The sequence below is a fragment of the Sulfitobacter sp. EhC04 genome, from assembly GCF_001650875.1.
GTDB lineage: Bacteria > Pseudomonadota > Alphaproteobacteria > Rhodobacterales > Rhodobacteraceae > Sulfitobacter.
On the sequence record NZ_LXYI01000001.1, the window covers coordinates 209,391 to 233,748 of the forward strand.

Here is a 24,358-nt window from a genome sequence, read left to right on the forward strand (position 1 = left end):
TGGGCAAGAGTATGCCTGCCATGGCGTCAGAACCATTGCCCCGGTTCCATCAGCCCAAGATCAAGCAACTGCCGGGAATGCCATTCAAACGGTGCGGAATTGTGCCATTTGAAGGTCTCGATCTCGAACTTGCTGCCGGGATTGCTTCTCAGGGCCTTGGCGGTGCGGAACGAACAGATTGCCGCTGTGAGGTTGTGATGCCACGGACAAGCGTAGGTGTTGTATTCTTCATCGTTGAAAGTGTGGTCCCAGCGCAGGCGCAGCCCCTTCTTGGCCCGGAACAGCGCGATGCGGTCGATCTTGCGGCGCGCGGGGGGCACATGTTCCTCGTAGCGCCAGCGCAGGCCGCCAAAGAAATCAAGCTGTCGTTCCTTGGGGTGGCCATGGTTGTTTTCATCCGGTCGGGCCAATGCGTAATAGCCTGACCTGTCCATATGTGCCTGATCCAGCGATACGGCATGGGGATGTTGCTCAAGGTCGTCGGCATAAAGATCGACGACATAGGTCAACATCGCGTCGCGGCGTTCCTCGCTGTGAAAGGCCAGCATCTCGATCACGTTGCGGGTCTCGCAGAAGGGGTGGAAAAAGTATTCGGCATTGAAGCAGTAATACAGCCATTGGCCCGGCACCGCGTCGATGACCGTGTTCACGGCGGTTTCCATCGCGCCTTCGATGCTCATGTTGTAGTCCACCCGCAGCACGGTGTCCTGCAGATCGCGGGGCAGATCAAAGCTGTCGGGCATCAGCGCGACGATGCTGGCAAAGCCTGCCTGCTGATGATGGCGCAGGGTGGTGGCGACCTCCACATCATCCTCGACCATGATCAGCGCCACCGGCCCCTTGGCCAGTTTCACGGCATTTTCTTTGATCATGGCGGTCAGACTGGGGTACTGCATATATGCGCTCTGGATGGTTTTGTGCCGCAGAATCGGTTAATTCCGGGTGCATTGCAAGCCTTGCCGCGCCCTGTTAGACGGCAATCTCCCCCGCACCAGGACCGGACCGATGACCAAGAAGCTCTTTATCAAGACCTACGGCTGTCAGATGAACGTCTATGATAGCGAACGCATGGCCGAGGCGCTGGGCGGGCAGGGCTATGTAGAGACGCAGACGCCCGAAGATGCGGATATGATCCTGCTGAACACCTGTCACATCCGTGAAAAGGCAGCGGAAAAGGTATATTCAGAGCTGGGGCGGCTCAAGACGCTGAAACAGACAAACCCGGATCTGAAAATCGGCGTGGCCGGTTGCGTCGCCCAGGCCGAGGGCGAGGAGATCATGCGCCGCCAGCCCGCCGTTGACCTGGTTGTCGGGCCGCAGACCTATCACCGCCTGCCCGAGATGGAGGCGCGCGTGCGGGCGGGCAAGCCCGCGCTGGACACCGATTTTCCGGCTGAGGACAAGTTCGACCACCTGAAAGGCCGCCCCAAGGCGCGGCGCGCACCGGCCGCTTTCCTGACCGTGCAGGAAGGCTGCGACAAATTCTGCGCTTTCTGCGTGGTGCCCTATACCCGCGGGGCAGAGGTCAGCCGCCCCGCCGCCCGCGTGCTGGACGAAGCCCGCGATCTGGTCGAACGTGGCGTGCGCGAGGTGACCTTGCTGGGCCAGAACGTCAACGCCTACCACGGCGGCATGACCCTGGCCGGGCTGATCCGCGAACTGGCGCGCATCGACGGGCTCGAACGCATCCGCTACACCACCAGCCATCCCAACGACATGGGCGACGATCTGATTGCGGCCCATGGCGAGGTCGAAAAGCTGATGCCCTACCTGCATTTGCCCGTGCAATCGGGCAGCGACCGCATTCTAAAGCGGATGAACCGCAGCCACACGGCGGAAAGCTATCTGAAGCTGATCGAGCGCATCCGCGCCGCGCGGCCTGATATCATCCTGTCCGGTGACTTTATCGTCGGCTTCCCCGAAGAGACTGACGCCGATTTCGAGGCGACCATGGAATTGGTCAGGCAGGTTCGCTACGGCTATGCCTATTCATTCAAATATTCGTCCCGGCCCGGCACCCCGGCGGCAGAGCGTCCGGGCGTGGACCCGGCGGTGGCGGACGACCGGCTGCAACGGTTGCAGGCGCTGATCACGACGCACCAGCGCGACATTCAGAACAATATGGTGGGGCGCGTGCTGGACGTGCTGATTGAAAAACCGGGGCGCAATCCCGGCCAGATGATCGGCAAGTCGCAATACCTGCATTCGGTCCACATTCAGGATGGCTCTGCCGCGGTGGGTGACATCGCGCGTGTCAGAGTGCTGGATGCCAAGACCAATTCGCTTGGCGCTGTTCAGATTTGATGTCCGAGACTAGGGCCTGTGGACGTTCATCTTCCGCCACCCGCGCGGGTGGCGGAAGATGAACGTCCACAGGCCCTAAGGCCCCGACCCGAGGGTCAGGGCCCTGGCTTACACCTCAGTAGTTGTGGCGACGGTGCGATGCCGGGTCTGCCCAGATCTGTTCCATCGTGGCTTTCAGCGCACCGGGGCGCCCCACAAGGTTCTGATCGCGGCAGACGCGCGTCGCGATGGCGTCGGCGGTCGAATAGTCATAGCCGACGGACACGAGGCTATCCACGAAGACGGCATTGGGGCGATCCCAGATCACCTCCTGCCACGGACCGCGCCAGCAGCTTACCACGATGCGGTTGCCGGATGGCCCGTAATTGCCGTAGTGATAGCTGTAGGTCGTATGTCTTTTGTGGTCCGCAAATGCCGGCACCCCCAGGGCTGCCACGACAGCAGCCAGTACAATTTTCTTGATCATTTCCCACACCCCAGTGTTATGGCCGATAGCCTTGGCCTTGCAGCCCGTTTTGGTCGGTTGTTGCGAAAACCAGTTAGCAGCCTGGCCATCGCGACGTGAACGGAATGAATTAACGATTAAGGCAGAATTGGGGCATTTCAAGTGAATTCTTCAACGATAGCAGGCCATAAGTAGACAATCTGGATTGGTATTTGGGATTGTTTCTACTTCGTGTTCAATAGTACTCGGACACCACCCTGGCGTGTGTTGCAGGGGGCTGTACTCTCCTTGGTGAGGCAATGCCGGTTCGTAACCCTGCCGGGTGAAACAGGAAATCGCTGTGGCCGGGCCGTCCGGGCCGGGCATGATGGATCGTGCCACGGCGGCAAGTTGCCAAAGCGAGATTCGTTTTGCAGCTATGCTGGCTTCCGATTGCGCCATTCGTCGGCGGAACCGGCGTTGGAAAGGTGATTTAGACTGCGCAATTCAAGTCATTCATGAAAGAAAACCGCTATTTCATTGTTTGCGCGGCACAAACAGGGCGGAAATTTGTGATACACGCTTCACAGCTTGGTAAAATTTACCTAACCTCGCTGAATATGCGGGGCTGTTCTGAACCAAGGGCAGGATGGCTCTATCGTGGGGGAATAAAAAAGGAAAATGCTGTGGTGAATATTATCTCCAAAGCGATCCGCACCGTGGCGAGCCTGTCGCTGGTGGCGGCAATCGCCTTGCAAGCGTCAGCTGCCGACGCACAGACACGGTCGCAATCGGGACGCGACAAAGGGGTTTATGTCCCGACCATCTGGGTTGATCCCGATGGCTGCGAACATTGGGTGATGGATGACGGTGCCGAAGGGTATATGTCGCCGCATGTCAGCCGTCAGGGCATTCCGGTCTGCCACCGGGGCAACGTCTGCGGTGTGATGGAAACCGACCAGTTCTTTGCCACAGACAGCTACCGCATTCACAAGGCGGGCCGTGCACGGTTGATGAATTTCTTTCAGACCACCGGTGCCGTCAGCTACATCATCACCGGGCATACCGACAGCCGCGCCTCTGATGCCTATAACATGCGTCTGAGCTACAACCGTGCCAATGCGGTTGCCGCGATCGCATCCCAATCCGGCGCCCGGATTGCAGATGTGCGCGGCTATGGCGAGCGGCTGCCAGCAGCACCGAACAACTCTGCCGCAGGCATGGCCAAGAACCGCCGCGTCGAAATCATCTGCATTCGCTAAGGGGACAGTCACGTGATCAAAACTAAAATTCTTATGGTGACCGCCTGTGCCTTTGGCCTGTCAGCCTGCGCCGATTACGAAGGTGGCCTTGGCCGTGGATATCCGTCGGACAAGTCCGTGGACCGGGGCATCGACAAGAAACACCTGAGCCAGCTTCAGGCGGGCATCTGGGTCGACCCGAACGGCTGTGACCACTGGATCATCGACGATGGTGTCGAAGGATACCTGTCACAGCGTCTGGACAAATATGGCAAGCCGGTCTGTTCTGGCGTCGCACCGCCGAACCACACTGTGGGTGACTTCAAAGGTGGCTCCAAAATCCGGGACCCGAACTGAGTTGACCTCAATTGTCGCAATTTCGGGGCCGGCGTGTTGCACACGCCGGCCCTTTTTCTATGCTTGCATTAACCGACTCCCCTAAGTTCAGCTTCATGACCCAAACAAGGAGCCTCCCTTGACCCCAAGCGACCTGACCACTGCGCCGGATATCCCGGTGGACCGTGTGCTTGAATTTCCCGACAACCGCCTGCTGATCGACCTATGCGGTGCCTACGACGCGCATCTTGCTGCCATCGAAAAGGCGCTTGAGGTGCAGATCGTGCGCCGGGGCAATCACCTGAGCGTGCTGGGCGACGCGGATGCGGCGGACCGCGCCGCCCGCCTGCTGAACACGCTTTATGCCCGGCTGGAAGGCGGGCGCTCGGTCGAACCTGCGGACATCGACAGCGCCCTGCGCATGGGCGGCTCCGATGCGGGCACCGGGGTGCGGCAGGGCGACCAGATCGAAATGCAGATCGGCGAAACCGTCGAGATCCAGACCCGCAAGAAACGGGTCGAGCCGCGCACAGCGGCGCAGAAGGCCTATGTCAAATCGCTGTTCGACAATGAACTGGCCTTTGGCATCGGCCCTGCCGGCACCGGCAAGACCTACCTGGCCGTCGCGGTGGGTGTCAGCATGTTCATCGGCGGACATGTGGACCGTATCATCCTGAGCCGCCCGGCGGTCGAGGCGGGGGAGAAACTGGGCTATCTGCCCGGCGACATGAAAGACAAGGTCGATCCCTACATGCAGCCGCTCTATGACGCGCTGAACGATTTCCTGCCGGGCAAGCAACTGGCCAAACTGCTGGAGGAAAAGCGGATCGAGATCGCGCCGCTGGCCTTCATGCGGGGGCGAACGCTGGCCAATGCCTTTGTCGTGCTGGACGAGGCGCAGAACGCCACGTCGATGCAGATGAAGATGTTCCTGACCCGCCTTGGCGAAGGGTCGCGCATGGTGATCACCGGCGACCGGACCCAGATCGACCTGCCGCGCGGCGTCCCCTCGGGGCTGGCGGATGCGGAACGGCTGCTCAAAACCATCCCCAAGATCAGCTTCAACTACTTCACCTCAAAGGATGTGGTCCGCCACCCGCTGGTCGCCGCCATTATCGAGGCCTACGAGGCGGATACGGGCACCGGCTGATGCAGCGAGATCGAGCCAATTTCCTGACGCCCGCCGCCGGGTGCCGGGCAGAATGTCACCGGGCGGTGCGCCGTGGATGACCTGTCGGTCGTGATCGAGGACCCGCGTTGGGACGCGCTGGCGCTGGAGACGCTTGCCGAAACGGCTCTGCGCGCCACGCTGACCCATCTGGCGCTTGACCCCGACAGGTGCGAGGTCACGCTGCTGGCCTGCGACGATGCGCGCATCGCGGTGCTGAACGGAGACTTCCGGGCCAAGCCCACACCCACGAATGTGCTGAGCTGGCCCGCAGAAGAACGCGCGGCTGACGCCCCCGGCGACAATCCGCAAGCGCTGAAACCCGGCCTTGACGGGTTGTACGAACTGGGCGACATCGCGATCAGTTTTGACACCTGCGAACGCGAAGCGCAGGCTGCCGGAAAGCCGGTGACCGACCATGTCACCCATCTGGTGGTGCACGGAGTGTTGCATCTTCTCGGCTATGACCACGAAACCGACGCCGATGCGGCCCTGATGGAAGGGCTGGAGGTCAAAATACTTGGCAAAATGGGTCTGAATGACCCATATAGGAACTGAAGGGGCATTTGCCCGCATACTAAGACAGGACCCAATGGGCGATACAGACGGATCTTCTAGTGCAGCGCGGAGCGCGCTGACCGAAGACAACTTGGACGAACACGACGACAGCAATGCCCGGCAGGGCGGCTTTTTCTCTCGTGTGATCGGGGCGCTCAGCCCCTCCGATTCAGATGATGACAGCGAACTGACGCAGCCCCCGGTGGACAGGGTCAGCGCGCGCGGCATGATGAACCTGCGGCGGATGCGGGTCGATGACGTGTCGATTCCCACCGCCGATATCATCGCGGTGCCGGTCACGGCGACGATGGACGAACTGGTCCAGGTGTTCAAGGAAAGTGGCCTGACCCGGCTGCCGGTCTATGATGGCACCCTCGACACGCCTGTCGGCATGGCACATCTCAAGGATCTTGCGCTGCAATACGGGTTCAATGGCGAAGCCCATGACTTCGATCTGGCGGCAATGGCGCGTCCCTTGCTGTTTGTGCCGCCCAGCATGACCATCGGCGTCCTGCTGACCAAGATGCAGGCGGAACGGCGGCACATGGCGCTGGTGATCGACGAATACGGCGGTGTGGACGGGTTGGTGACCATCGAGGATCTGATCGAGCAGGTCATCGGTGAGATCGAGGACGAGCACGACGTCGACGAAGGCAAATACTGGACCAAGGAAAAGCCCGGCACCTACCTTGCCCTGGCCAAGACCCCGCTTGAGGATTTCGAGGCCGAGATCGGGCATTCCCTGACCGACCACGACGATGTGGACAAGGAAGAGATCGACACGCTGGGCGGGCTTGTCTTCATGCTGTCGGGGCGGGTGCCTGCGCGGGGCGAGGTTGTTCTGCACCCGGATGGGCCGGAATTCGAGGTGATTGACGCCGATCCGCGCCGGATCAAACGATTGCGCGTGCGCACCACTGGGGCCTCGGGATGACCCAGCGCCTGACGGCGTGGCAGGCATATCTTCTGGCGGCAGTGTTCGGGGCAGGGGCCGCATTTGGCCAGCAACCCTATGATCTGCCGCTGCTGATGCTTTTGGGGATGATCGGCGCGGTCTGGCTGTTTCAGGGCCGCGCAGCGCCGCGGCAGGCGGCCCTCGTCGGCTGGGCCTTTGGCCTTGGCTATTTCATGCATGCGCTGCAATGGATCGTGTCGCCTTTCATGGTGGATGTGGCACGTCACGGCTGGATGGCCCCCTTTGCGCTGGTGTTCATGGCGGCGGGCATGGCGCTGTTCTGGGGCGTGGCATTCTGGGGCGCCCGCAGGCTGTCGCGCGCAGGCCCCTGGGCGCTGATCCCCTGCTGGACAGCCGCCGAATTGCTGCGCGCCTATATCTTTACCGGCTTCCCATGGGCCAGCCCGGCACAGGCCGGTGTGGGGGTTCTGGCGGGCCAAAGCCTGGCCTGGATCGGGCCGCACGGGCTGAATGCGATCCTGATCGGTGTGGCGGTCTGGGCGGCGACGGGGCTGACAGACCGGCCGCGCGCCTTGCGCTGGCGCATCCTGCGCGAAACAGTGGTGCTGGTCACCTTGCTGGCGCTGCTGCTGCCGGTCATGCGCGGCGATGCCCCGCTGTCGGGCCATACGGTGCGACTGGTCCAGCCCAATGCCCCGCAAAAGGAAAAATGGGACCCCGAAAAGATCCCCGTCTTCTTCCAGCGGCAGTTGGATTTCACCGCCGCCCCACCGACGGGGGCAGCGCCTGATCTGGTGCTCTGGTCGGAAACCGCAATTCCGTGGAGCCTTGAGTGGGCGGGCACCGCGCTTGAGGAAATCGCCCGCGCGGGGGCGGCGGCCCCGGTGGCGCTGGGCGTGCAGCGCAGTGACGGGCTGCGCTACTTCAACGCGATGATCACCCTGGATCAAGGCGGTGCCGTCACCCAGACCTATGACAAGCACCACCTGGTGCCCTTCGGGGAATACATGCCGCTGGGCGACCTGCTGGCCCGCTTTGGCATCTATGGATTGGCGGCGAACCAGGGCCACGGGTATTCCGCAGGGCCGGGGGCGCGGCTGCTGGATTTCGGGCCGCTGGGCCATGCGCTGCCGCTGATCTGTTACGAGGCCGTCTTTGCCCATGACGTGAACGCCGCACCTGAACGGCCGGATTTCCTGATCCAGATCACCAATGACGCCTGGTTCGGGCGGGGGGCCGGGCCGCGCCAGCATCTGGCCCAGGCCCGGATGCGCGCGATCGAACAGGGCCTGCCGCTGGCCCGCGTGGCCAACACCGGCATTTCCGCGATGATCGACCCGCAGGGCAGGATCACGGCCAGCCTGCCGCTGAATACCGCCGGTTTCATTGACGCCGCCTTGCCCGCGCCGGGGGCCGCGACGCTTTATGCGCGCAGCGGCGATCTGCCTGTTGCCCTGTTTGTGATCATCGCGTTGGCGCTGTGTGGCTGGCGTGCGCTGCGTCGGAACCGGGCGTAAACCCGCGTTTGGCGCATCACTGCGCCGCCGATTTCTGTTGAGCGCCCCTAAGCGATTGACGCCTGTATGAAGCCCGGGTAAGCCAACCCAATCGCGCCACAACGGCTTCCTGACGTGGCGTCTTGGTATTCATTTGGAGCACGACATGTCCCGACAAAACTACATTTTCACCTCAGAATCCGTTTCCGAGGGTCACCCCGATAAGGTCTGTGACCGCATTTCCGACGCGGTTCTTGACGCTTTTCTTAGCGAAGAACCCGAAGCCCGCGTCGCCGCAGAGACCTTTGCGACAACAAACCGTGTTGTGATCGGCGGTGAGGTCGGGCTGTCCGACAAGGCCAAGCTGAGCGAATATATGGGCAAGATCGAAGATATCGCCCGCGCCTGCATCAAGGACATCGGCTATGAGCAGGACAAGTTCCACCACGAGACCTGCGAAATCACCAATCTGCTGCACGAGCAATCCGCGCATATCGCCCAGGGTGTCAATGCGGCCGAGAACAAGGACGAAGGCGCAGGCGACCAGGGGATCATGTTCGGTTTCGCCACCGACGAGACGCCCGAGCTGATGCCGGCACCGATCCACTATGCACATGCGATCCTGCGCCGCCTGGCCGAAGTGCGCAAGGACGGCACCGAGCCGACCCTGCGGCCCGATGCCAAGAGCCAGCTTTCCGTGCGTTACGAAAATGGCAAGCCGGTGGGTGTCAGTTCCATTGTGCTGTCCACCCAGCACGAATCCGAAAGCCAGTCGAGCGATGACATCCGCGCCATCGTGGAACCCTATATCCTTGAGGTTCTGCCCGAAGGCTGGGTGACCGATGATACCGTCTGGCACGTCAATCCGACCGGTGTCTTTGTGATCGGTGGCCCCGACGGGGACGCAGGCCTGACCGGCCGCAAGATCATCGTGGACACCTATGGCGGTGCCGCCCCGCATGGCGGTGGCGCGTTTTCGGGCAAGGATCCGACCAAGGTGGACCGTTCCGCCGCCTATGCGGCGCGCTACCTTGCCAAGAACGTCGTGGCATCCGGCATGGCGACCAAATGCACGATCCAGCTGTCCTATGCGATCGGCGTCAGCGAGCCGCTGTCGATCTATTGCGACACCCACGGCACCGGCGAGGTCGAGGATGCGGCGGTTGAAAAGGCAATTCGCGCGGCAATGAGCCTGACGCCGCGCGGCATTCGTGAGCACCTTGAACTGAACAAGCCGATCTATGCCCGCACCTCTGCCTATGGCCACTTTGGTCGTGCGCCCGAGGCGGATGGCGGTTTCAGCTGGGAACGCACCGATCTGGCAGACAAGCTGAAAGCGGCGGTCTGAGCAGACAGGCGGCTGGCACGCCGGGTTCCCTGTGGGGAACCGGGTGAGGATCATCGGATCAGGCGGTCCCCCACCGGGGCCGCCTTTCTTGTTTCGATGGATGGGTCCAGTCGCGGGGGAGGCCGCCTTGCAACGGCGGCTTGCAGGAACCCCCGCAGGGCGCTAAAGCGCGGGGCATGAATGATCCCGTCAGACCCCGCAGGAATTTCTACGGTCGCCTCAAGGGCAAGACCCTGAAAAAGTCGCAGAAAGCCTATCTGGATGAAGATCTGGGCGCCCTGTCGCCCGGTGCGGTGAGCTGGGAGGATAACCCCGCCCGCAGCCCGCTGGATTTGCCGGGCCTGTTCGGCGAGAAGCCGGTCTGGCTTGAGGTCGGCTTTGGCGGCGGTGAACATCTGGTGCATCAGGCCGCATCGAACCCCGATGTCGGCATCATCGGTTGTGAGCCTTACATCAACGGCGTGGCCATGCTGCTGGGCAAGATCCGGCGCGCAGGCGTGTCGAACCTCGCGGTGCATCCCGGCGATGCGCGCGATCTCTTCGATGTCCTGCCGGAGGCCTCGGTCGCGCGGGCGTTTCTGCTCTACCCCGATCCCTGGCCCAAGGCGCGCCATCACCGCAGGCGCTTTGTGACCGAAGAGCATCTTGTGCCTCTGGCGCGGGTACTGAAGCCCGGGGCGATTTTCCGGGTGGCGACGGACATCGAGGATTATGTGCGCCAGACCCTGGAGGAAGTGCCGAAATTCGGGTTTGAATGGCTGGCCGAGGGGCCGGGCGACTGGCGCGCGCCCTGGGATGACTGGCTGTCCACGCGCTATGAGCAGAAGGCCCTGCGCGAGGGCCGGACACCGCATTACCTGACTTTCCGCCGGGTGTGACCGAAAGGCGCGGGCCTGCGGCCCGCATTCGATTTGATTGGTTTGGCGCTGCCAAATCGGTGCGAGACGCTGTCTCGCGCTCTGGTATATTTATCGGAACAATGAAGCTGGCAGGCTGGCATGGACGCTGCCGGGAGGCTGGGTTAAAACCGCCCGGAAACAGGTAAGGACCTTCAGATGTCAGCCCATGGTGACCCACTTCCGATGACTTCGCAGGCCTGCGGGCCGCTGACCGGCACCGCGGAAGTGCCCGGCGACAAGTCGATTTCGCACCGATCGTTGATTCTGGGGGCGATGGCTGTGGGAGAAACCACGATCACCGGCCTGCTTGAGGGGCAGGACGTGCTGGATACGGCGCGGGCGATGCGGGCATTTGGTGCCGAGGTGACGGATCTGGGCGGCGGCAAATGGTCGGTTCACGGGGTCGGCGTCGGCGGCTTTGCCGAGCCGGAGAACGTGATTGACTGCGGCAACTCCGGCACTGGCGTGCGGCTGATCATGGGGGCGATGGCGACCTCGCCCATCGTCGCGACCTTTACCGGGGATGCCAGTCTGAATGGCCGGCCGATGGCGCGGGTGACGGACCCGCTGGCCTTGTTCGGCTGTCAGGCGATCGGGCGGACGGGCGGGCGGCTGCCGATGACGCTGGTCGGCGCGGTGGAACCGGTGCCGGTGCGATACGTGGTGCCGGTGCCGTCGGCGCAGGTGAAATCGGCGGTGCTGCTGGCGGGGCTGAACGCGCCCGGCCAGACCGTTGTGATCGAAGCGGAGGCCACGCGCGATCATACGGAGCGGATGCTGGCGGGCTTCGGGGCCGAGATCACGGTGGCGGAGACCGATGACGGGCGGGAGATCACGCTGACCGGGCAGCCGGAGCTGAAACCGCAGCATATCGAGGTGCCGCGCGACCCGTCTTCGGCGGCCTTTCCGGTCTGTGCGGCGCTGATCGTGCCGGGGTCTGATGTGCTGGTGCCGGGGATCGGGCTGAACCCGACGCGGGCGGGGCTTTTTACCACGCTGCGCGAGATGGGCGCTGATCTGAGCTATGAGAACGAGCGTGTCGAGGGGGGCGAGCCGGTGGCCGACCTGCGCGCACGGTTTTCGCCCGATCTGAAAGGCATCGCGGTGCCGCCCGAACGTGCGGCCAGCATGATCGACGAATACCCGGTCCTGTCGGTGGTTGCGGCCTTTGCCAGAGGCCACACGGAAATGCGCGGCGTCAAGGAATTGCGGGTCAAGGAAAGCGACCGGATCGACGCGATGGCGAAGGGGCTGCGTGCCAACGGGATCGAGGTGGAGGAAGGGCCGGACTGGTGGGTTGTCGCGGGCCGGGGGCATGGCAATGTGGCGGGCGGGGCGACCTGTGCCAGCCAGCTTGATCACCGCATCGCCATGTCGTTCCTGATCCTGGGGATGGCATCGCAGTCTCCGGTGCAGGTGGATGACGCGGGGCCGATTGCGACCTCCTTTCCGATCTTCGAGCCGTTGATGCAGGCACTGGGTGCGCAGATCAGCCGGAGCAAGGGATGAGGTTGAGCGGGTTCACGGTGGCCATCGACGGGCCTGCGGCCTCGGGCAAGGGGACGATTTCGAAAGCGGTGGCGCGGCATTTCGGGTTTGCCCATCTGGATACGGGGCTGCTGTATCGTGCGGTGGGGGCAAAGGTGCTGGATGGCGCCACCGCGCAGGCAGCGGCAGAGGCGCTTGTTCCCGGTGATCTGGAAGACGACCGGCTGCGGTCGCCCGAGGTTGCGCAGGCGGCCAGCCGGGTTGCGGCAGTGCCGGAAGTGCGCGCGGCTTTGGTTGACTTTCAACGCAGTTTCGCCACCCGTGCCGGGGGGGCGGTGCTGGACGGGCGCGACATCGGCACAGTGATCTGCCCGGATGCGCAGGTGAAACTCTTTGTCACCGCCCATGCGGATGTCCGCGCCCGCAGACGCTTTGCCGAATTGCAGGGCAAGGGGGTCGAGACCACCTTTGACGAGGTGTTGGCCGATGTTCAGGCCCGCGATGCGCGGGATATGGGCCGTGCGGATGCGCCGCTGAAGCCGGCAGATGATGCGGTGCGGATCGACACATCGGACATGGCGATCGCGGCGGCCGTCGAGACTGCCATTTCCCTGATCGAGGCAAAGATGGCTGGCTCTGCCTGAGCCCCCTTGCGGCGCGGTTCACTCAGAGGTGACGTGTATTTCAGTCTGTTCCGGCGCAGGATGGGGCAGAGGAGATTGCTATGTACCGCGTCTTTGCCCCGGCTTTCGTCGTTGTAAACCTGCTGATGCCCGCTGCCCTGCTGGCGCAAACCACCGCTCCTGCGGTGCCGGAAGCCCCGCAGGAGCGGCAGGCCGAGGCACCGATGACCTTGACGCGGCTGGCGGCAATCATCACGGCGCTGGACCCGGATATGCGGGTGCAGGGGCCTGCAATGGAATTCACGCTTGAGGATATTCCGGTGATCGTGATCACGGATGTGCGGGCCGACCGGATGCGCGCCATGGTGCCCATCGCCAGCGTGCAGGGCCTGACAGAGGCGGATCTGCTGCGCCTGATGCAGGCAAATTTCGATGCGGCCCTCGATGCGCGCTATGCGATTGCACATGGGCGGCTGTGGGGGGTCTTCATTCATCCGCTGTCACCGCTTGAAAAGGATCAGTTCCTGTCCGGCCTGGTTCAGACAATCACCGTGGCGCGCACCTATGGCACGACCTATGCTGGTGGGGCTGCGATTTTCGGCGGCGGCGACAGCAGCGAGATCTATCGCGGGCTGCTGGAGGAACTGCGCAAGAAAGGTCAGGAACTTTGACCGCAGCGGGGCATTTTCCGGCAAGAGGGCGCGCTGTTTGCCATCGCCTTGTCGCGCGACCGGGCTATTTCCCCAAAGGACGCAATGAAGGAGAGCGATGATGAAATCCGCAAAAGACTATCTCGATGAAGCCAATGAAACCGTACCGAAGATGGCTGCGGCCGACGCAATAGCGAAACATGCTGCGGGGAGCGGTGTCTTTGTCGATGTGCGCGACAGCGGCGACATTGCAAAAAGCGGAACCATCAAGGGGGCACAGCGGATTCCGCGCGGCATGATCGAATTCCGCGCCGATCCCGCGATGGAGCAGTTCTACAACCCCGCGCTGAAGAAGGATGGCGAAATCTATTTGATCTGTGGGGCGGGTGGCCAGGCGGCACTGGCGGGCAAGACCTTGCAGAACATGGGCTACACCAATGTGACCAACATCGGCGGCTTCCCCGGCTGGAAAGAGGCGGGCGGCCCGACCGAAGAGGGCTGACAGGCGACCCTGCGGCTGGCAGGTCTGTTACGGATCATGCCAGCCGCAGCGCGCGCGACCTGTCGGCAACAGATCGGAACCGGCATATCCGGGGCCTTTCAGGCTGGCACGCCCGGCGGTACACAGGGCCAGGGAATTTTCCCGGCGCGCGCAAGACGGGGATGCCGCACATGACCTCCAGTTCATCAGCCATCATGGGCCCCGGTGGCCAGCCGATGCACGAAACCCGCCCTGTCATTCTGCTGGGCCGGGGCGGCGGCGGCACGCGGCTTTTGTCGGAGTTTGTCCAGGGGCAGGGCGTTTTCCTGGGGTCGGACATCAACAAGAGCTTTGATTCCGTGGAATGGGTCAAGACCGTCTATGCCATTGCGATCGAGGTGATGTCAGGGGATGCGCCGCCCGATGCCGCCCGGCGTGCAGCCTATATCAAGCGCCTGCATGAAACGGCGGCTGAAGTGCTGGCCCGCGCCGGGCGGGTCGAAAGCGGATACTGGGGCTGGAAACTGCCCGAAACCACACTGATCTGCGATCTCGCCAAGGCGGCCTTTCCGCAGGCGCAATGCCTGCACCTGGTGCGCCATCCGGTGCGTGCCAGCCTGCGGCGCACCCATATGACATCGCGCATGAACAACCCGATGGGTCGGGCGGCACTGCCTGCGGCCTATGTCCATGCCGGGCGCGATCCCGCACTGATCGAGGTGGACAGCGCACATATCCACAATGCCTACAGCTGGTTGCATCAGGCGGACCTGATGGCACGCTGCTTCGATGGTGATCCTGCGCTGCATATCGTCCGGTTCGAGGATACGCTGGAGCGTCCCGAGGCGGTTGCCGCCGCCCTGTCAGGGTTCCTGCACCGCGCGCCACCCGCCGATGCGCCGAACCTCAAGGTGGATGCCAGGCGTGCCAGTGTGATCGACATGGATGCGGGAGAGGCACGTCGGATCTGGGACATCTGCGGCGCGCGGGCCGCGACCTTTGGCTATACACTGGAACAAGTTCTGGCGTGATCAGCGCCAACCTCGCGGCTTGAAGCCGGGCGCGGACAGTGGAACAGTGGCCGCAGACATTTCCGAGGGAGGAATTTACCATGAAACTGACACCTGTACTGGCCAGCCTTGCGCTGGTCGTGACCGCAGGCCTTGCCACTGCGCAAGAGCGTGTGACCTATAAATCCGCAAAGACCGGATCGTCCTATTATCAGATGGGCGTGCAGATCGCCGAGGCGATGAAGGCCGGCACCGATGGCAATGTGATCGTGACTGTCGAGGAAAGCCAGGGGTCGGTCCAGAACGTCATGGAAGTCCGGGCGCGGGGGGGCGATTATGTCTTTACCACGCCGCCTGCGCTGGTGGGGCTTGCCCAGCAGGGCAAGGCGATGTTCGAAGGCAAGGGTGACCCCGCCTTTGACGAAATCCGCGCGCTGTTCCCGATCCCGTCCCTGACCATGCATTTCGTGATGTCGGAGGCCAGCGGCGTCACCGATTTCGCCGGGATGGAGGGCAAGACCATTCTGCTGGGCAAGGGGTCCTTTGGTGCGACCGAGGGTGAAAAGTATCTTGGCCTCTTTGGGCTGCAGGGCAAGGTCAACCTGGCTGATGCGGAATTGTCCAACGCGGTTGCCGCACTCAAGAACGGGCAGATCGACGGGTTTGTGACCGCCGGGTCCTATCCGGCCCCCAATGTGATTGAAGCGGCGGCAACCACCGGCGTGACCATCCTGTCGCTGAGTGACGAACAGATCGCGGAAACCAAGCGGACAAGGCTGGTGATCCCGGAAGGCACCTATGCCGGACAGGCCAGCGACATCGTCACCACATCGCTGCCGGTTGTCGCCTTTGCTACCACCAGGATGAGCGATGACACCGCTTACGCCCTGACCAAGACGTTCTGGGAACAGCGTGACGCGATGGGCGCCTCCGCGCCGTGGTGGAACGCGGTCGACGAGGGGTTGATGGAAACGATCACCAGCAAGCTGCATCCGGGTGCTGTGCGCTATTACAAGGAAATGGGCTGGACCCTGAGCGACGCGCAGATGTAAAGCCCCCCGGCGTGCCGGAAACCCGGCGCGCCCTTCCTTGCTGTCAAAGGCCTCTTGATGCGTCTTATTGCCTTTCTCGCGGCCCTTGTGCTGGTCGTCTTTCACCTTGGCCTGATCTTTTCGGGGCTGGTGCCCAATCTGGTCAGCCGCCCGCTGCACCTTGCGCTGGCGCTGCCGTGGATTCTGCTGGGGGCGGGGCAGTCGCGGCTGATGTGGGGCAGTGGTGCGGTTCTGGCAGCGCTGGGCGTCGGTGCAAGCCTCTGGGTGGCTTTGTCGCATAACATGCTGTCAGACCAATACGGTTTCCTGGAAGGGCCGTTCCAGACCGGTATCGCCGTGACCCTGCTGGTGGTGGTGCTTGAGGCCGCGCGCCGGGCCATCGGCTGGCCCTTGCCCTGTGTCGCGCTTCTGGCGCTGCTTTACGGGTTGTTCGGGCAGTATATTCCGGGCGAATTCGGCCATTCCGGCACGCCACTGGCCAGCTTTCTGGGCACATTGACCATTGCCGAAGGCGGCATCTGGGGCAGTCTGACCGGCGTCTCTGTCAGCGTGGTCGCGATCTTTGTCATTTTTGGTGCGGTGCTGAATGCGGGCGAGGCGGGACAGGGCTTCATGAACCTGGCCGCCGCCGCTGCCGGGCGGCTCAAGGGTGGGGCGGCCAAGGTGTCGGTCCTGTCCTCGGCGCTGTTCGGCTCCATTTCCGGTTCGGCTTCTGCCAATGTCGCCTCCACCGGGGCGATCACATTGCCTGCGATGACGCGTCTGGGATACCCCAAGCGGCTGGCAGCGGCGGTGGAGGCTGTGGCCTCCTCCGGTGGGCAGATCATGCCGCCGCTGATGGGGGCGGGGGCCTTTGTCATGGTGGAGCTGACTGGCGTGCCCTACACGGCGATCATGGCGGCGGCGGTGCTGCCTGCGTTGTTGTATTTCTGGGCGGTCTGGGTTGGCGTGAACGCCTATGCCTCGCGTGGGAACCTGTCGGGCATCCGGGCCGAAGACCGCCCCGCCCTGCGCGATGTGCTGATCACCTCGGCCTTTTTTGCGGTGCCGTTCACGGTGCTGCTGTGGGGTATGTTCTGGATCAAGGTCACGCCGCAATATGCAGCGACGATGGCGATCCTTGCGGCCTTTGCCCTGCTGTTCTTTAACGCGCGGGGCATCGGCACCCTGGGCGGGATCAGCGGGCGGATCGAAAGCGCCATGATCAACGCGGCAAGGCAGGTGTCGATGATCGCGGCGATCATCATCTGCGCATCCATCATCATCGGCGTGCTGTCGATCACGGGCCTTGGGGTCAAGATCACCTCGCTGATCCTGTCGGGATCGGGCGGCATGCTCTGGCCCGCGCTGCTGCTGACTGCGCTGGCCTGCCTGGTGCTGGGGATGGAGGTGCCGACGACAGCGGCCTATGTGATCTGCGTGTCGGTGGCAGGGCCTGCCCTGATCGAACTGGGGCTGATGCCCTTGCAGGCGCATCTGTTCGTGTTCTGGTTTGCCCTTTTGTCCACCATCACGCCGCCGGTCTGCGGCGCGGTGTTCATCGCGGCGGGCATGATCGGGGAAAACTGGCTGAAGGTGGCGGTGACCGCGATGTCGCTGGGCTTTGGCCTTTATGTCATTCCGCTGGCGATGATCGCCAATCCTGACCTCATCGCGCTGGGCGCGGCACCGCTGTTGGCGATTGTTGCGGCGGTACAGGTGGGGGCAGGGCTGGCGCTGATGTCGTCGGCGCTGATATCCCCGCGCGGCATCGCCCTGCGCGCGGGGCTTTTTGCCGCCGGTGCTGCGATCATCTTTGTCCGGCTGGCGCTCTGACGGCTCAGGCCGCTTCGCTGATTTTCTTTGCCAGGCAGACCTGCCACGGGCCCAGGTGCAACCGCCCGTCCGGCGAGGGGCTGGCGCTGCCGATCTTGCGACCGATGGTCTTCCACGTGCCTGTCGGCAGGCTGTGCATGGACGGTGTGTCTGACATGTTGAAGGCGCAGAAAATCGTCTCTTCCTCTGTCACCCGCTGGAAATGCAGCACGTCGCCAAAGACATAGACACCTTCCTGCCGCCCGGTTCTGAGCGCCGCGTGCTTGCGTCGAAAGGCGATGGCGTTGCGGTAATGATGCAGGATGGCGCCCGGCTCCGCCTCTTGGGTGTGGACGGCACGGTGGCGGTTTTCATTGCTGAGCGGCAGCCAGGGCACCCCGGTGGAAAAACCCGCGTTGCTTTCGCTCTGGTCCCAGACCATTGGCGTGCGGCAGCCGTCGCGGCCCTTGTACTCGGGCCAGAATTCGCGGCCGTAGGGGTCTTGCAGGTCCTCGAAAGAGATATCGTCTTCTTCCAGGCCCAGCTCCTCGCCCTGATAGAGGCAGGCGGCCCCCGGCAGGCACATCAGCAAGGTTGCATAAAGCCGCTGTGCGGCGGGGGACAGACCCCAGCGGCTGGCATGGCGCATCACATCATGGTTGGAGAACGCCCAGGCGGGCCAGCCGTCACGCGCGACCTGATTGATGGTATAGAGAACCTCTGCCACGCGGGAGGCGTTCAGCGGTTCAGCGGCGAGGAATTCAAAGGCATAGCACATGTGCAGCCTGTCCGCGCCCTTGGTGTATTGTCCCAGCAGTTGCAGACCCTTTGTGGCATCCCCGATTTCACCCAGCGAGGTGACAGCACCGTATTCGTCCAGCAATTTCCGGATACTGGCAATGAAATCCAGCGTTTCCGGGCGGTTCTTGGAGTTGACGTGATCCTGATAATTGTAGGGGTTCACGGAAGGGGTGAGGATTTCGCTGCGCCGCGCTTTTTCCAGCGCGGGATTGTCGCGCAACTCCTTGTCTGCGAACAGAAAGTTTACGGTATCAAAGCGGAACCCGTCCACCCCGCGATTGAGCCAGAAGCGCATGACTTCCAGCAGGGCGGATTGCACATGGGGGTTGTGCAGGTTGAGGTCGGGCTGCGAGGCCAGAAAGTTGTGCAGGTAGTATTGTTCGCGCCGGGGGTCCCAGTGCCAGGCCGAACCGCCGAAGATCGACAGCCAGTTGTTGGGGGCGGTGCCATCCGGTTTCGGGTCGGACCAGACGTACCAGTCGGCCAGCGACGCATCCCGCGACGCGCGGCTGTTGGCGAACCAGGCGTGCTGTTCAGAGGTATGCGACAGCACCAGGTCGATGATCACCTTGATCCCCGCATCATGTGCCGCCGCGATCACGTCGTCGAAATCGGCCAGGCTGCCAAAGATCGGATCAACGTCGCAGTAATCGCTGACGTCATAGCCGAAATCCTTCATCGGCGAGCGGTAGAAGGGCGAGACCCAGATCGCATCCACCCCCAGGCTGGCCACATAGCCAAGCCGCTGCACGATCCCCTGAAGGTCGCCAATGCCGTCCGCATTGCTGTCCTGAAAGCTGCGCGGATAGATCTGGTAGATGACGCTGCCGCGCCACCAGTCGGGGTCGGGGGCTTCTGTCTCTGTCATATCTGGTTTTACCGGCCTTCCGTGGCTTGTCCGGTCAGGCGACGCTCATCTGTTGGTTCGCACTCAGGAAATCGCCGATCACATGGTCGAATTGCGCGTCCTGCTGGGCCAGGAACAACTGCGCACTCAGCATGCCGTCCTTTGATCCGCAATCGAACCGTTTGCCGATAAAGCGATAGCCTGCAACGGTTTTTGTGCCGATATCGGCGGCAATCGCGTCGGTCAGCTGAATTTCCCCACCCGCACCGGGTTTCTGTTTGCGCAGGGTGTCAAAGATGCCGCCGTCCAGCACGTAGCGGCCGACCACGGCGGTGGTGGAGGGTGCCAGATCCACATCCGGCTTTTCGACCAGCCCGTCGCAATAGGCCAGCGCATTGTCATGCCTGGCGATTGACAGCACGCCATAGCTTGAAACGGTCTCGCGCGGGACTTCGAGGGTGGCAAGCATATGGTCGACAGGCGAGGTCTTGTAGGCGTCGATCATCTGGCTCAGGCATCCTTTCTGGCTGAGGATCAGATCGTCCGGCAGCAGCACGGCAACTGCCCCCGGCAGCGCGTGATCGGCGGCACAGAGGATCGCGTGGCCAAGGCCGAGCGGCTGGTGCTGGTGGACAAAGACGATGTCATGTTTGCTTTCGTCCAGGGCGGCATCATGCAGTTGTTGCGCCAGCTTGTTCTTGCCGCGTTGGCACAATGTCTCTCCCAAGGCGATATCGTCGAGGACGTAGTGTTCGATGGCGGATTTGGAGGGGTGATTGACAAAGATCATCCGTTCGATCCCGGCGTCGCGCGCCTCGTCGATCACATATTGGATCAGGGGCGTGTCAAGCACCGGCAACAGCTCTTTCGGCACCGCCTTTGTTGCGGGCAGAAAACGGGTGCCCATACCGGCAACCGGGAAAATTGCTGTGCGAACTGTCTTTGTCATTTTTGTTTCACTCCTGTTTCCACCACTCGGAAAGAGGTAATGCTGCACATGCAGAAAGTCAAAAAAACCGGGGCGCGGGCTTGCTTGAAAATTGCGCATATCTGCCGAGGTCCGCTGGTCGGGGGCGGCTTATTCTGGCCATCTTGTCTGGAAAATAACATGATTTCAGCGCATTAATCCTGCGGCGGCGCGATGCGTCAGCCGGGCAGGGCCTGAGCAAGGATTGCGCGTCATTCCGCGAGTTGCCCAAAAATTAGGCAAAATCCAGACGTAGCCTGCGTGTTTCTCGGCTTTCTCGGCGTCTCGCATTGAACTGACACGGCATGCCGTTAGGTCAGTAGCTAAGCATGACGAGCGGATGCGCAGGTCGGTCCGGGCCAAGGACCGGGTTGATGCGTCAGCACAAAAGGAGCCCAGGATATGACAGCGGAAATCAAGGTGCTGCCGACACAGGAACAACCCTATGCCCGGATCGCGGTGATCGGTGGTGGTGCATGGGGGACGGCGCTGGCCAGCGTCGCGGCAAAGGCGGGTCGGGTGGTTCACCTATATGCGCGTGACAGTGCGACGGTCTGTGCAATCAACGCCACTCATGTGAATGCGAAATACCTGCCCGAAATCGAATTGCCGCCGTCATTGACCGCAACCGACGATCTGGAGGTAGCGCTGGAGGGCGCGGACGCGGTGTTGCTGGTGGTGCCCTCTGGTGCGGTACGTGCCATGGCCTCGCGCATTTCCGGGCTGGTCAAAGACGGCACACCGGTGGCGATCTGCACCAAGGGGATCGAACCCAAGACAGGCTATCTGATGTCTCAGGTCGTCTCGGAAGAGATGCCGCATGTGCCGGTCGGCACCATCTCCGGTCCGACCTTTGCGCGTGAAACCGCGCTGGGCCATCCAACCGCTGCGACAGTTGCCTTTGACTTCAGCCACAAGGACCGGCTGGAACCTGCGCACAGCCCCGCCGCGCGATTGGCTCTGTCGATGAGCACGGGCTTCTTCAAGACCTATATTTCCGACGATCTGGTTGGGGTCGAGATCGGGGGGGCGGTGAAGAACGTCGTCGCCATCGGCTGCGGCATGATGACAGGTGCGGGATTTGCCGAGAACACCCGCGCCGCGCTGATCACACGCGGCCTGGACGAGATGAAGGTGCTGGCAGAGGCATTGGGCGGTAGGCGTGAAACCGTCACCGGGTTGGCGGGGACGGGCGATCTGACCCTGACCTGCTCAAGCCAGACATCGCGCAACATGTCGCTGGGGGTGCAGCTTGGCCAGGGCATCCCGCGCGATCAGTGCTTTGACGGCGCGCCTGTGGTGGTCGAGGGCGAGGCGAATGCGCGGTCCGTCATTGACCTGGCGAAACGGGTCAGGGTGGCAATGCCAATCTGCGAGACTGTGTTCGGCATCCTGCACGAGGGGCGCGATTTGAATGCGGCTTTTGCAGACCTGTGGACCCAACCGATCTCGGCGGAGCCGCGTGCGATGGATCTGACGCTGAACAACCCCGCGCATAAATCAATGACCGGTCTCGACGGAGGGGCCGCGTAATGGACAAGCCATTTGTACTGGCCACCGATCTGGACGGGACTTTCCTGGGTGGCACCCAGGCTGACCGCCGCGCGCTGTACCGCTGGATCGAAGACAACCGGGATACTGTCGGTCTGGTTTTCGTGAGTGGCCGGGACCCGGAATTCATCCATGAGATGTGCTCGTCCAACGAACTGCCCTGGCCCGAATATGTCGTCTGCGACGTGGGCACCAGCATTGCGCAGGTGCATCCTGAAAAAGGGATCAGGCCGATTGACGCGCTGGAAAGGGAAATTGCCGCGCAGTGGAATGACAGCGGTGATGCGGTGCGCGCAGAACTGAAGTCTTTCCCCGGCCTGACAGAGCAGAAGACCGCCTTTCGCTACCGGGTCAGTTTCGATTATGATCCCGACAGCTACGATCCGCGCGCCGCAGAGGTGATCGCCGGGATGGGCCATGATGTGCTGATTTCGGACAACCGATTCCTGGATGTCCTGCCGCGCGGGGTCAGCAAGGGGCCGTCGCTGTTGCGGCTGCTTGAACACCTGTCGCTGCCGCCCGAACGGGTTCTGGCCGCTGGTGACACGCTGAACGATCTGTCTATGCTGATTGCGGGCACACCCGCCGTGGCAGTTGGCGGGTCGGAGGCCGCGCTGATCGAGGCACTGCCGGATCTGCCCCGGATACACCAAGCCAAGGCCATCGGCGCTGCCGGGATCGTCGAGGCCATGATCGCTTTTGATCTTCATCCCGATGCAAAGGAAATACTGACTGATGTCATCTGATCTGGTCATCGTGTACCACCGCCAGCCCTACGAAGAGGTCGAGGAAAACGGCAAGACGGTCCTGCGCGAGAACAAGAGCCCCAATGGCATCGTGCCCACGCTCAAGAGCTTTTTCGGCACCGCCGAACATGCCACCTGGATCGCCTGGAAACTGGCCGAAGATCCGGCCAACCCCGGCTTTGAGAAGGTGGTCGAAATCAACGACAACCACGGCACCTACAACGTGTCCCGCCTGCCGCTGACAGAGGCGCAGGTCAAAAGCTTTTACCACGTTTCGTCAAAGGAGGCGTTCTGGCCAATCCTTCACAGCTTCAAGGAAAAGTTCAACTACGACCCCGTGGACTGGCCCACCTTTCGCGAGGTGAACTGGGCCTTTGCCGAAGCCGCCGCGCGAGAGGCGGGCAAGGGCGCGCGGGTCTGGGTGCATGACTACAACCTTTGGCTTGTGCCGGGGTATCTGCGGCAGTTGCGGTCCGACGTGACGATCAGCTTTTTCCACCACACGCCGTTTCCGGCGGCGGATATGTTCAACGTGCTGCCTTGGCGGCGCGAGATCGTGGACAGCCTGCTGAAATGCGACATCATCGGCTTTCACATCCCGCGCTATGCCTCGAATTTCGTGGCGGTCGCCAATTCGCTGTTCGATCTGGATGACATCACCATCGGCCATGTCGCGCCCGATCTGGTGTCGGACGGCACCGCGCTGAGCGAGCGGCGCGTGCCGACCTCGATCACCCAGGACGGGCGCAAGATCGCGATCAGCTCGGCTTCGGTCGGGGTCAGCGCCGAATATATCTCTGGGCGGTCGGAGGAACCGGAGCTGAGGGAAACGGCCCGCGAGATTCGCGATGGCATGGGCGATGTGCGGCTGATCCTGTCAGTGGGGCGCACCGATTACACCAAGGGTGGCGTCGACCAGCTTGAGAGTTTCGAGCGCGTGCTGGAGGACAACCCGGACCTGCGCGGCAAGGTCAAGCTGATGCATGTGTCCGTGAGCGCCGACCGGAAAATGTCGGCCTATGCGCGCACGCAGACCGGGATCGAGGAAACCGCAGGCCGGATCAATGGGCGTTTCGGCACATTGGAATGGCAGCCGATCGCGCTGATCTCGCGGGCGATTCCGTTCGAGCAGTTGTTGTCCTACTATATGGCGGCGGATGTGGCCTGGATCACGCCGCTGGTGGACGGGATGAACCTGGTCTGCAAGGAATTTGTCGCCGCGCGCAGTGACGGGGACGGGGTTCTGGTGCTGTCGGAATTTGCGGGTGCGGCGGTCGAACTGCATTCAGCGGTGATCACCAATCCGTTTTCCCACCGGTCCATGGACAATGCGATCCTTGCCGCGCTCGACATGCCGCAGGAGGAACGCCGCGCGCGGATGGTTGAACTGCGCAAGGCCGTATTCCGCTATACGCTGGATGCCTGGGCGGAAGAGCACAAGCACCAGTTCGACGTGTCGCATGCCGGGAATTCTTGACACTTCGTGTCGAATTTTCCGAATCCTGTCAGGGTGCCGTGCCAGGTGGTTCCGAACGAGACCGGACTTTTGGCGCGGCATGGGGCGAGGTCAGGTGAGCGGGACGAAGCGGCCCTTTGCAACGAAACCCCAAGCCGCGCATCGACGGGCCGTGGTGCGGCGATCCGACCGTCATGACTGG

The 24,358-nt window shown here is 62.6% G+C and carries 23 protein-coding genes and 1 riboswitch; of the genes, 19 read left to right on the forward strand and 4 right to left on the reverse strand.

Annotated elements, in window-relative coordinates:
- Positions 1–26: 26 nt before the first annotated feature.
- Positions 27–896 carry a hypothetical protein gene (locus tag A8B82_RS01070; RefSeq protein WP_067287181.1) on the reverse strand — a complete coding sequence of 290 codons (870 nt, stop codon included), beginning with the start codon at positions 894–896 and terminating at the stop codon, positions 27–29.
- A 109-nt stretch (positions 897–1,005) separates the two neighbouring features.
- Here A8B82_RS01070 and miaB point away from each other — a divergent pair, with 109 nt between their 5' ends.
- Entirely contained in the window at positions 1,006–2,304 is a 1,299-nt protein-coding gene (gene miaB, locus A8B82_RS01075; RefSeq protein ID WP_067287184.1) for a tRNA (N6-isopentenyl adenosine(37)-C2)-methylthiotransferase MiaB, read from the forward strand.
- 115 nt (positions 2,305–2,419) lie between these two features.
- Here the strand turns inward: miaB and A8B82_RS01080 are convergent, their stop codons facing one another.
- Complete coding sequence (locus A8B82_RS01080) at positions 2,420–2,770, reverse strand: hypothetical protein (protein ID WP_067287187.1); 351 nt, start codon at positions 2,768–2,770, stop codon at positions 2,420–2,422.
- Between the two features lie 644 nt (positions 2,771–3,414).
- Here A8B82_RS01080 and A8B82_RS01085 point away from each other — a divergent pair.
- From A8B82_RS01085 to A8B82_RS01155, 15 genes are all read left to right on the forward strand, one after another.
- A complete protein-coding gene (locus A8B82_RS01085; RefSeq protein WP_067287189.1) occupies positions 3,415–3,990 on the forward strand; it encodes an OmpA family protein in 576 nt (191 codons plus the stop codon).
- A gap of 12 nt (positions 3,991–4,002) precedes the next feature.
- Complete coding sequence (locus A8B82_RS01090; protein WP_201120707.1) at positions 4,003–4,326, forward strand: hypothetical protein; 324 nt, start codon at positions 4,003–4,005, stop codon at positions 4,324–4,326.
- Between the two features lie 118 nt (positions 4,327–4,444).
- Positions 4,445–5,455: a PhoH family protein gene (locus A8B82_RS01095; RefSeq protein WP_067287192.1), complete on the forward strand. Its 1,011-nt coding sequence runs from the start codon at positions 4,445–4,447 to the stop codon at positions 5,453–5,455.
- Positions 5,456–5,527: 72 nt separating this feature from the next.
- Positions 5,528–6,031, forward strand: coding sequence for an rRNA maturation RNase YbeY (gene ybeY / locus A8B82_RS01100; RefSeq protein ID WP_067287195.1), 504 nt, complete (start codon positions 5,528–5,530; stop codon positions 6,029–6,031).
- Positions 6,032–6,065: 34 nt separating this feature from the next.
- Complete coding sequence (locus tag A8B82_RS01105) at positions 6,066–6,965, forward strand: hemolysin family protein (protein ID WP_067287198.1); 900 nt, start codon at positions 6,066–6,068, stop codon at positions 6,963–6,965.
- Positions 6,962–8,464, forward strand: a complete 1,503-nt coding sequence (lnt, locus tag A8B82_RS01110; RefSeq protein WP_067287199.1) for an apolipoprotein N-acyltransferase — start codon at positions 6,962–6,964, stop codon at positions 8,462–8,464. The genes A8B82_RS01105 and lnt overlap by 4 nt, the downstream gene beginning before the upstream one ends.
- Before the next feature lie 90 nt (positions 8,465–8,554).
- Positions 8,555–8,605, forward strand: a riboswitch (SAM-SAH riboswitch).
- A gap of 4 nt (positions 8,606–8,609) precedes the next feature.
- A complete protein-coding gene (metK, locus tag A8B82_RS01115) occupies positions 8,610–9,791 on the forward strand; it encodes a methionine adenosyltransferase (protein WP_067287202.1) in 1,182 nt (393 codons plus the stop codon).
- Positions 9,792–9,967: 176 nt separating this feature from the next.
- Entirely contained in the window at positions 9,968–10,669 is a 702-nt protein-coding gene (gene trmB / locus A8B82_RS01120; protein ID WP_082899073.1) for a tRNA (guanine(46)-N(7))-methyltransferase TrmB, read from the forward strand.
- 177 nt (positions 10,670–10,846) lie between these two features.
- On the forward strand, positions 10,847–12,199 hold the full coding sequence (gene aroA / locus A8B82_RS01125) for a 3-phosphoshikimate 1-carboxyvinyltransferase (protein WP_067287207.1): 1,353 nt from the start codon (positions 10,847–10,849) through the stop codon (positions 12,197–12,199).
- Between the two features lie 2 nt (positions 12,200–12,201).
- Positions 12,202–12,822 (forward strand): (d)CMP kinase, encoded by a 621-nt coding sequence (locus A8B82_RS01130; RefSeq protein WP_067287229.1) that lies wholly within the window; start codon positions 12,202–12,204, stop codon positions 12,820–12,822.
- A gap of 80 nt (positions 12,823–12,902) precedes the next feature.
- The gene (locus tag A8B82_RS01135; RefSeq protein ID WP_067287230.1) at positions 12,903–13,472 is read left to right on the forward strand and encodes a hypothetical protein; all 570 of its coding nucleotides are present in this window, start codon (positions 12,903–12,905) and stop codon (positions 13,470–13,472) included.
- A 100-nt stretch (positions 13,473–13,572) separates the two neighbouring features.
- Positions 13,573–13,953 carry a rhodanese-like domain-containing protein gene (locus A8B82_RS01140; RefSeq protein ID WP_067287318.1) on the forward strand — a complete coding sequence of 127 codons (381 nt, stop codon included), beginning with the start codon at positions 13,573–13,575 and terminating at the stop codon, positions 13,951–13,953.
- Positions 13,954–14,123: 170 nt separating this feature from the next.
- A complete protein-coding gene (locus A8B82_RS01145) occupies positions 14,124–14,963 on the forward strand; it encodes a sulfotransferase (protein ID WP_161489405.1) in 840 nt (279 codons plus the stop codon).
- Positions 14,964–15,043: 80 nt separating this feature from the next.
- Positions 15,044–15,994: a TAXI family TRAP transporter solute-binding subunit gene (locus A8B82_RS01150; RefSeq protein ID WP_067287234.1), complete on the forward strand. Its 951-nt coding sequence runs from the start codon at positions 15,044–15,046 to the stop codon at positions 15,992–15,994.
- Between the two features lie 57 nt (positions 15,995–16,051).
- Positions 16,052–17,809: a TRAP transporter permease gene (locus A8B82_RS01155; RefSeq protein WP_067287236.1), complete on the forward strand. Its 1,758-nt coding sequence runs from the start codon at positions 16,052–16,054 to the stop codon at positions 17,807–17,809.
- 4 nt (positions 17,810–17,813) lie between these two features.
- Here the strand turns inward: A8B82_RS01155 and A8B82_RS01160 are convergent, their stop codons facing one another.
- Positions 17,814–19,457 carry an alpha-amylase family glycosyl hydrolase gene (locus A8B82_RS01160; protein WP_067287237.1) on the reverse strand — a complete coding sequence of 548 codons (1,644 nt, stop codon included), beginning with the start codon at positions 19,455–19,457 and terminating at the stop codon, positions 17,814–17,816.
- 34 nt (positions 19,458–19,491) lie between these two features.
- Complete coding sequence (locus A8B82_RS01165; RefSeq protein WP_067287238.1) at positions 19,492–20,385, reverse strand: UTP--glucose-1-phosphate uridylyltransferase; 894 nt, start codon at positions 20,383–20,385, stop codon at positions 19,492–19,494.
- 420 nt (positions 20,386–20,805) lie between these two features.
- Between A8B82_RS01165 and A8B82_RS01170 the strand changes: the two genes are divergently transcribed.
- The 3 genes from A8B82_RS01170 to ggpS are packed head-to-tail and all read left to right on the forward strand — an operon-like array spanning position 20,806 to position 24,177.
- Complete coding sequence (locus A8B82_RS01170) at positions 20,806–21,936, forward strand: NAD(P)H-dependent glycerol-3-phosphate dehydrogenase (protein WP_082899075.1); 1,131 nt, start codon at positions 20,806–20,808, stop codon at positions 21,934–21,936.
- Positions 21,936–22,700, forward strand: coding sequence for an HAD-IIB family hydrolase (locus A8B82_RS01175; protein ID WP_067287240.1), 765 nt, complete (start codon positions 21,936–21,938; stop codon positions 22,698–22,700). The genes A8B82_RS01170 and A8B82_RS01175 overlap by 1 nt, the downstream gene beginning before the upstream one ends.
- Complete coding sequence (gene ggpS, locus A8B82_RS01180; protein WP_067287242.1) at positions 22,690–24,177, forward strand: glucosylglycerol-phosphate synthase; 1,488 nt, start codon at positions 22,690–22,692, stop codon at positions 24,175–24,177. The genes A8B82_RS01175 and ggpS overlap by 11 nt, the downstream gene beginning before the upstream one ends.
- Positions 24,178–24,358: the final 181 nt, after the last annotated feature.

Bases quoted from the DNA above. Each gene is read 5' to 3' on its own strand.
- A8B82_RS01140 (WP_067287318.1), top strand. From the start codon at position 13,573: ATGAAATCCGCAAAAGACTATCTCGATGAAGCCAATGAAACCGTACCG.
- A8B82_RS01155 (WP_067287236.1), top strand. From the start codon at position 16,052: ATGCGTCTTATTGCCTTTCTCGCGGCCCTTGTGCTGGTCGTCTTTCAC.
- A8B82_RS01080 (WP_067287187.1), bottom strand. From the start codon at position 2,770: ATGATCAAGAAAATTGTACTGGCTGCTGTCGTGGCAGCCCTGGGGGTG.
- aroA (WP_067287207.1), top strand. From the start codon at position 10,847: ATGTCAGCCCATGGTGACCCACTTCCGATGACTTCGCAGGCCTGCGGG.
- A8B82_RS01165 (WP_067287238.1), bottom strand. From the start codon at position 20,385: ATGACAAAGACAGTTCGCACAGCAATTTTCCCGGTTGCCGGTATGGGC.
- A8B82_RS01105 (WP_067287198.1), top strand. From the start codon at position 6,066: ATGGGCGATACAGACGGATCTTCTAGTGCAGCGCGGAGCGCGCTGACC.
- lnt (WP_067287199.1), top strand. From the start codon at position 6,962: ATGACCCAGCGCCTGACGGCGTGGCAGGCATATCTTCTGGCGGCAGTG.
- A8B82_RS01160 (WP_067287237.1), bottom strand. From the start codon at position 19,457: ATGACAGAGACAGAAGCCCCCGACCCCGACTGGTGGCGCGGCAGCGTC.
- A8B82_RS01150 (WP_067287234.1), top strand. From the start codon at position 15,044: ATGAAACTGACACCTGTACTGGCCAGCCTTGCGCTGGTCGTGACCGCA.
- A8B82_RS01170 (WP_082899075.1), top strand. From the start codon at position 20,806: ATGACAGCGGAAATCAAGGTGCTGCCGACACAGGAACAACCCTATGCC.
- metK (WP_067287202.1), top strand. From the start codon at position 8,610: ATGTCCCGACAAAACTACATTTTCACCTCAGAATCCGTTTCCGAGGGT.
- A8B82_RS01070 (WP_067287181.1), bottom strand. From the start codon at position 896: ATGCAGTACCCCAGTCTGACCGCCATGATCAAAGAAAATGCCGTGAAA.
- trmB (WP_082899073.1), top strand. From the start codon at position 9,968: ATGAATGATCCCGTCAGACCCCGCAGGAATTTCTACGGTCGCCTCAAG.
- A8B82_RS01145 (WP_161489405.1), top strand. From the start codon at position 14,124: ATGACCTCCAGTTCATCAGCCATCATGGGCCCCGGTGGCCAGCCGATG.
- A8B82_RS01135 (WP_067287230.1), top strand. From the start codon at position 12,903: ATGTACCGCGTCTTTGCCCCGGCTTTCGTCGTTGTAAACCTGCTGATG.
- miaB (WP_067287184.1), top strand. From the start codon at position 1,006: ATGACCAAGAAGCTCTTTATCAAGACCTACGGCTGTCAGATGAACGTC.
- ggpS (WP_067287242.1), top strand. From the start codon at position 22,690: ATGTCATCTGATCTGGTCATCGTGTACCACCGCCAGCCCTACGAAGAG.
- A8B82_RS01175 (WP_067287240.1), top strand. From the start codon at position 21,936: ATGGACAAGCCATTTGTACTGGCCACCGATCTGGACGGGACTTTCCTG.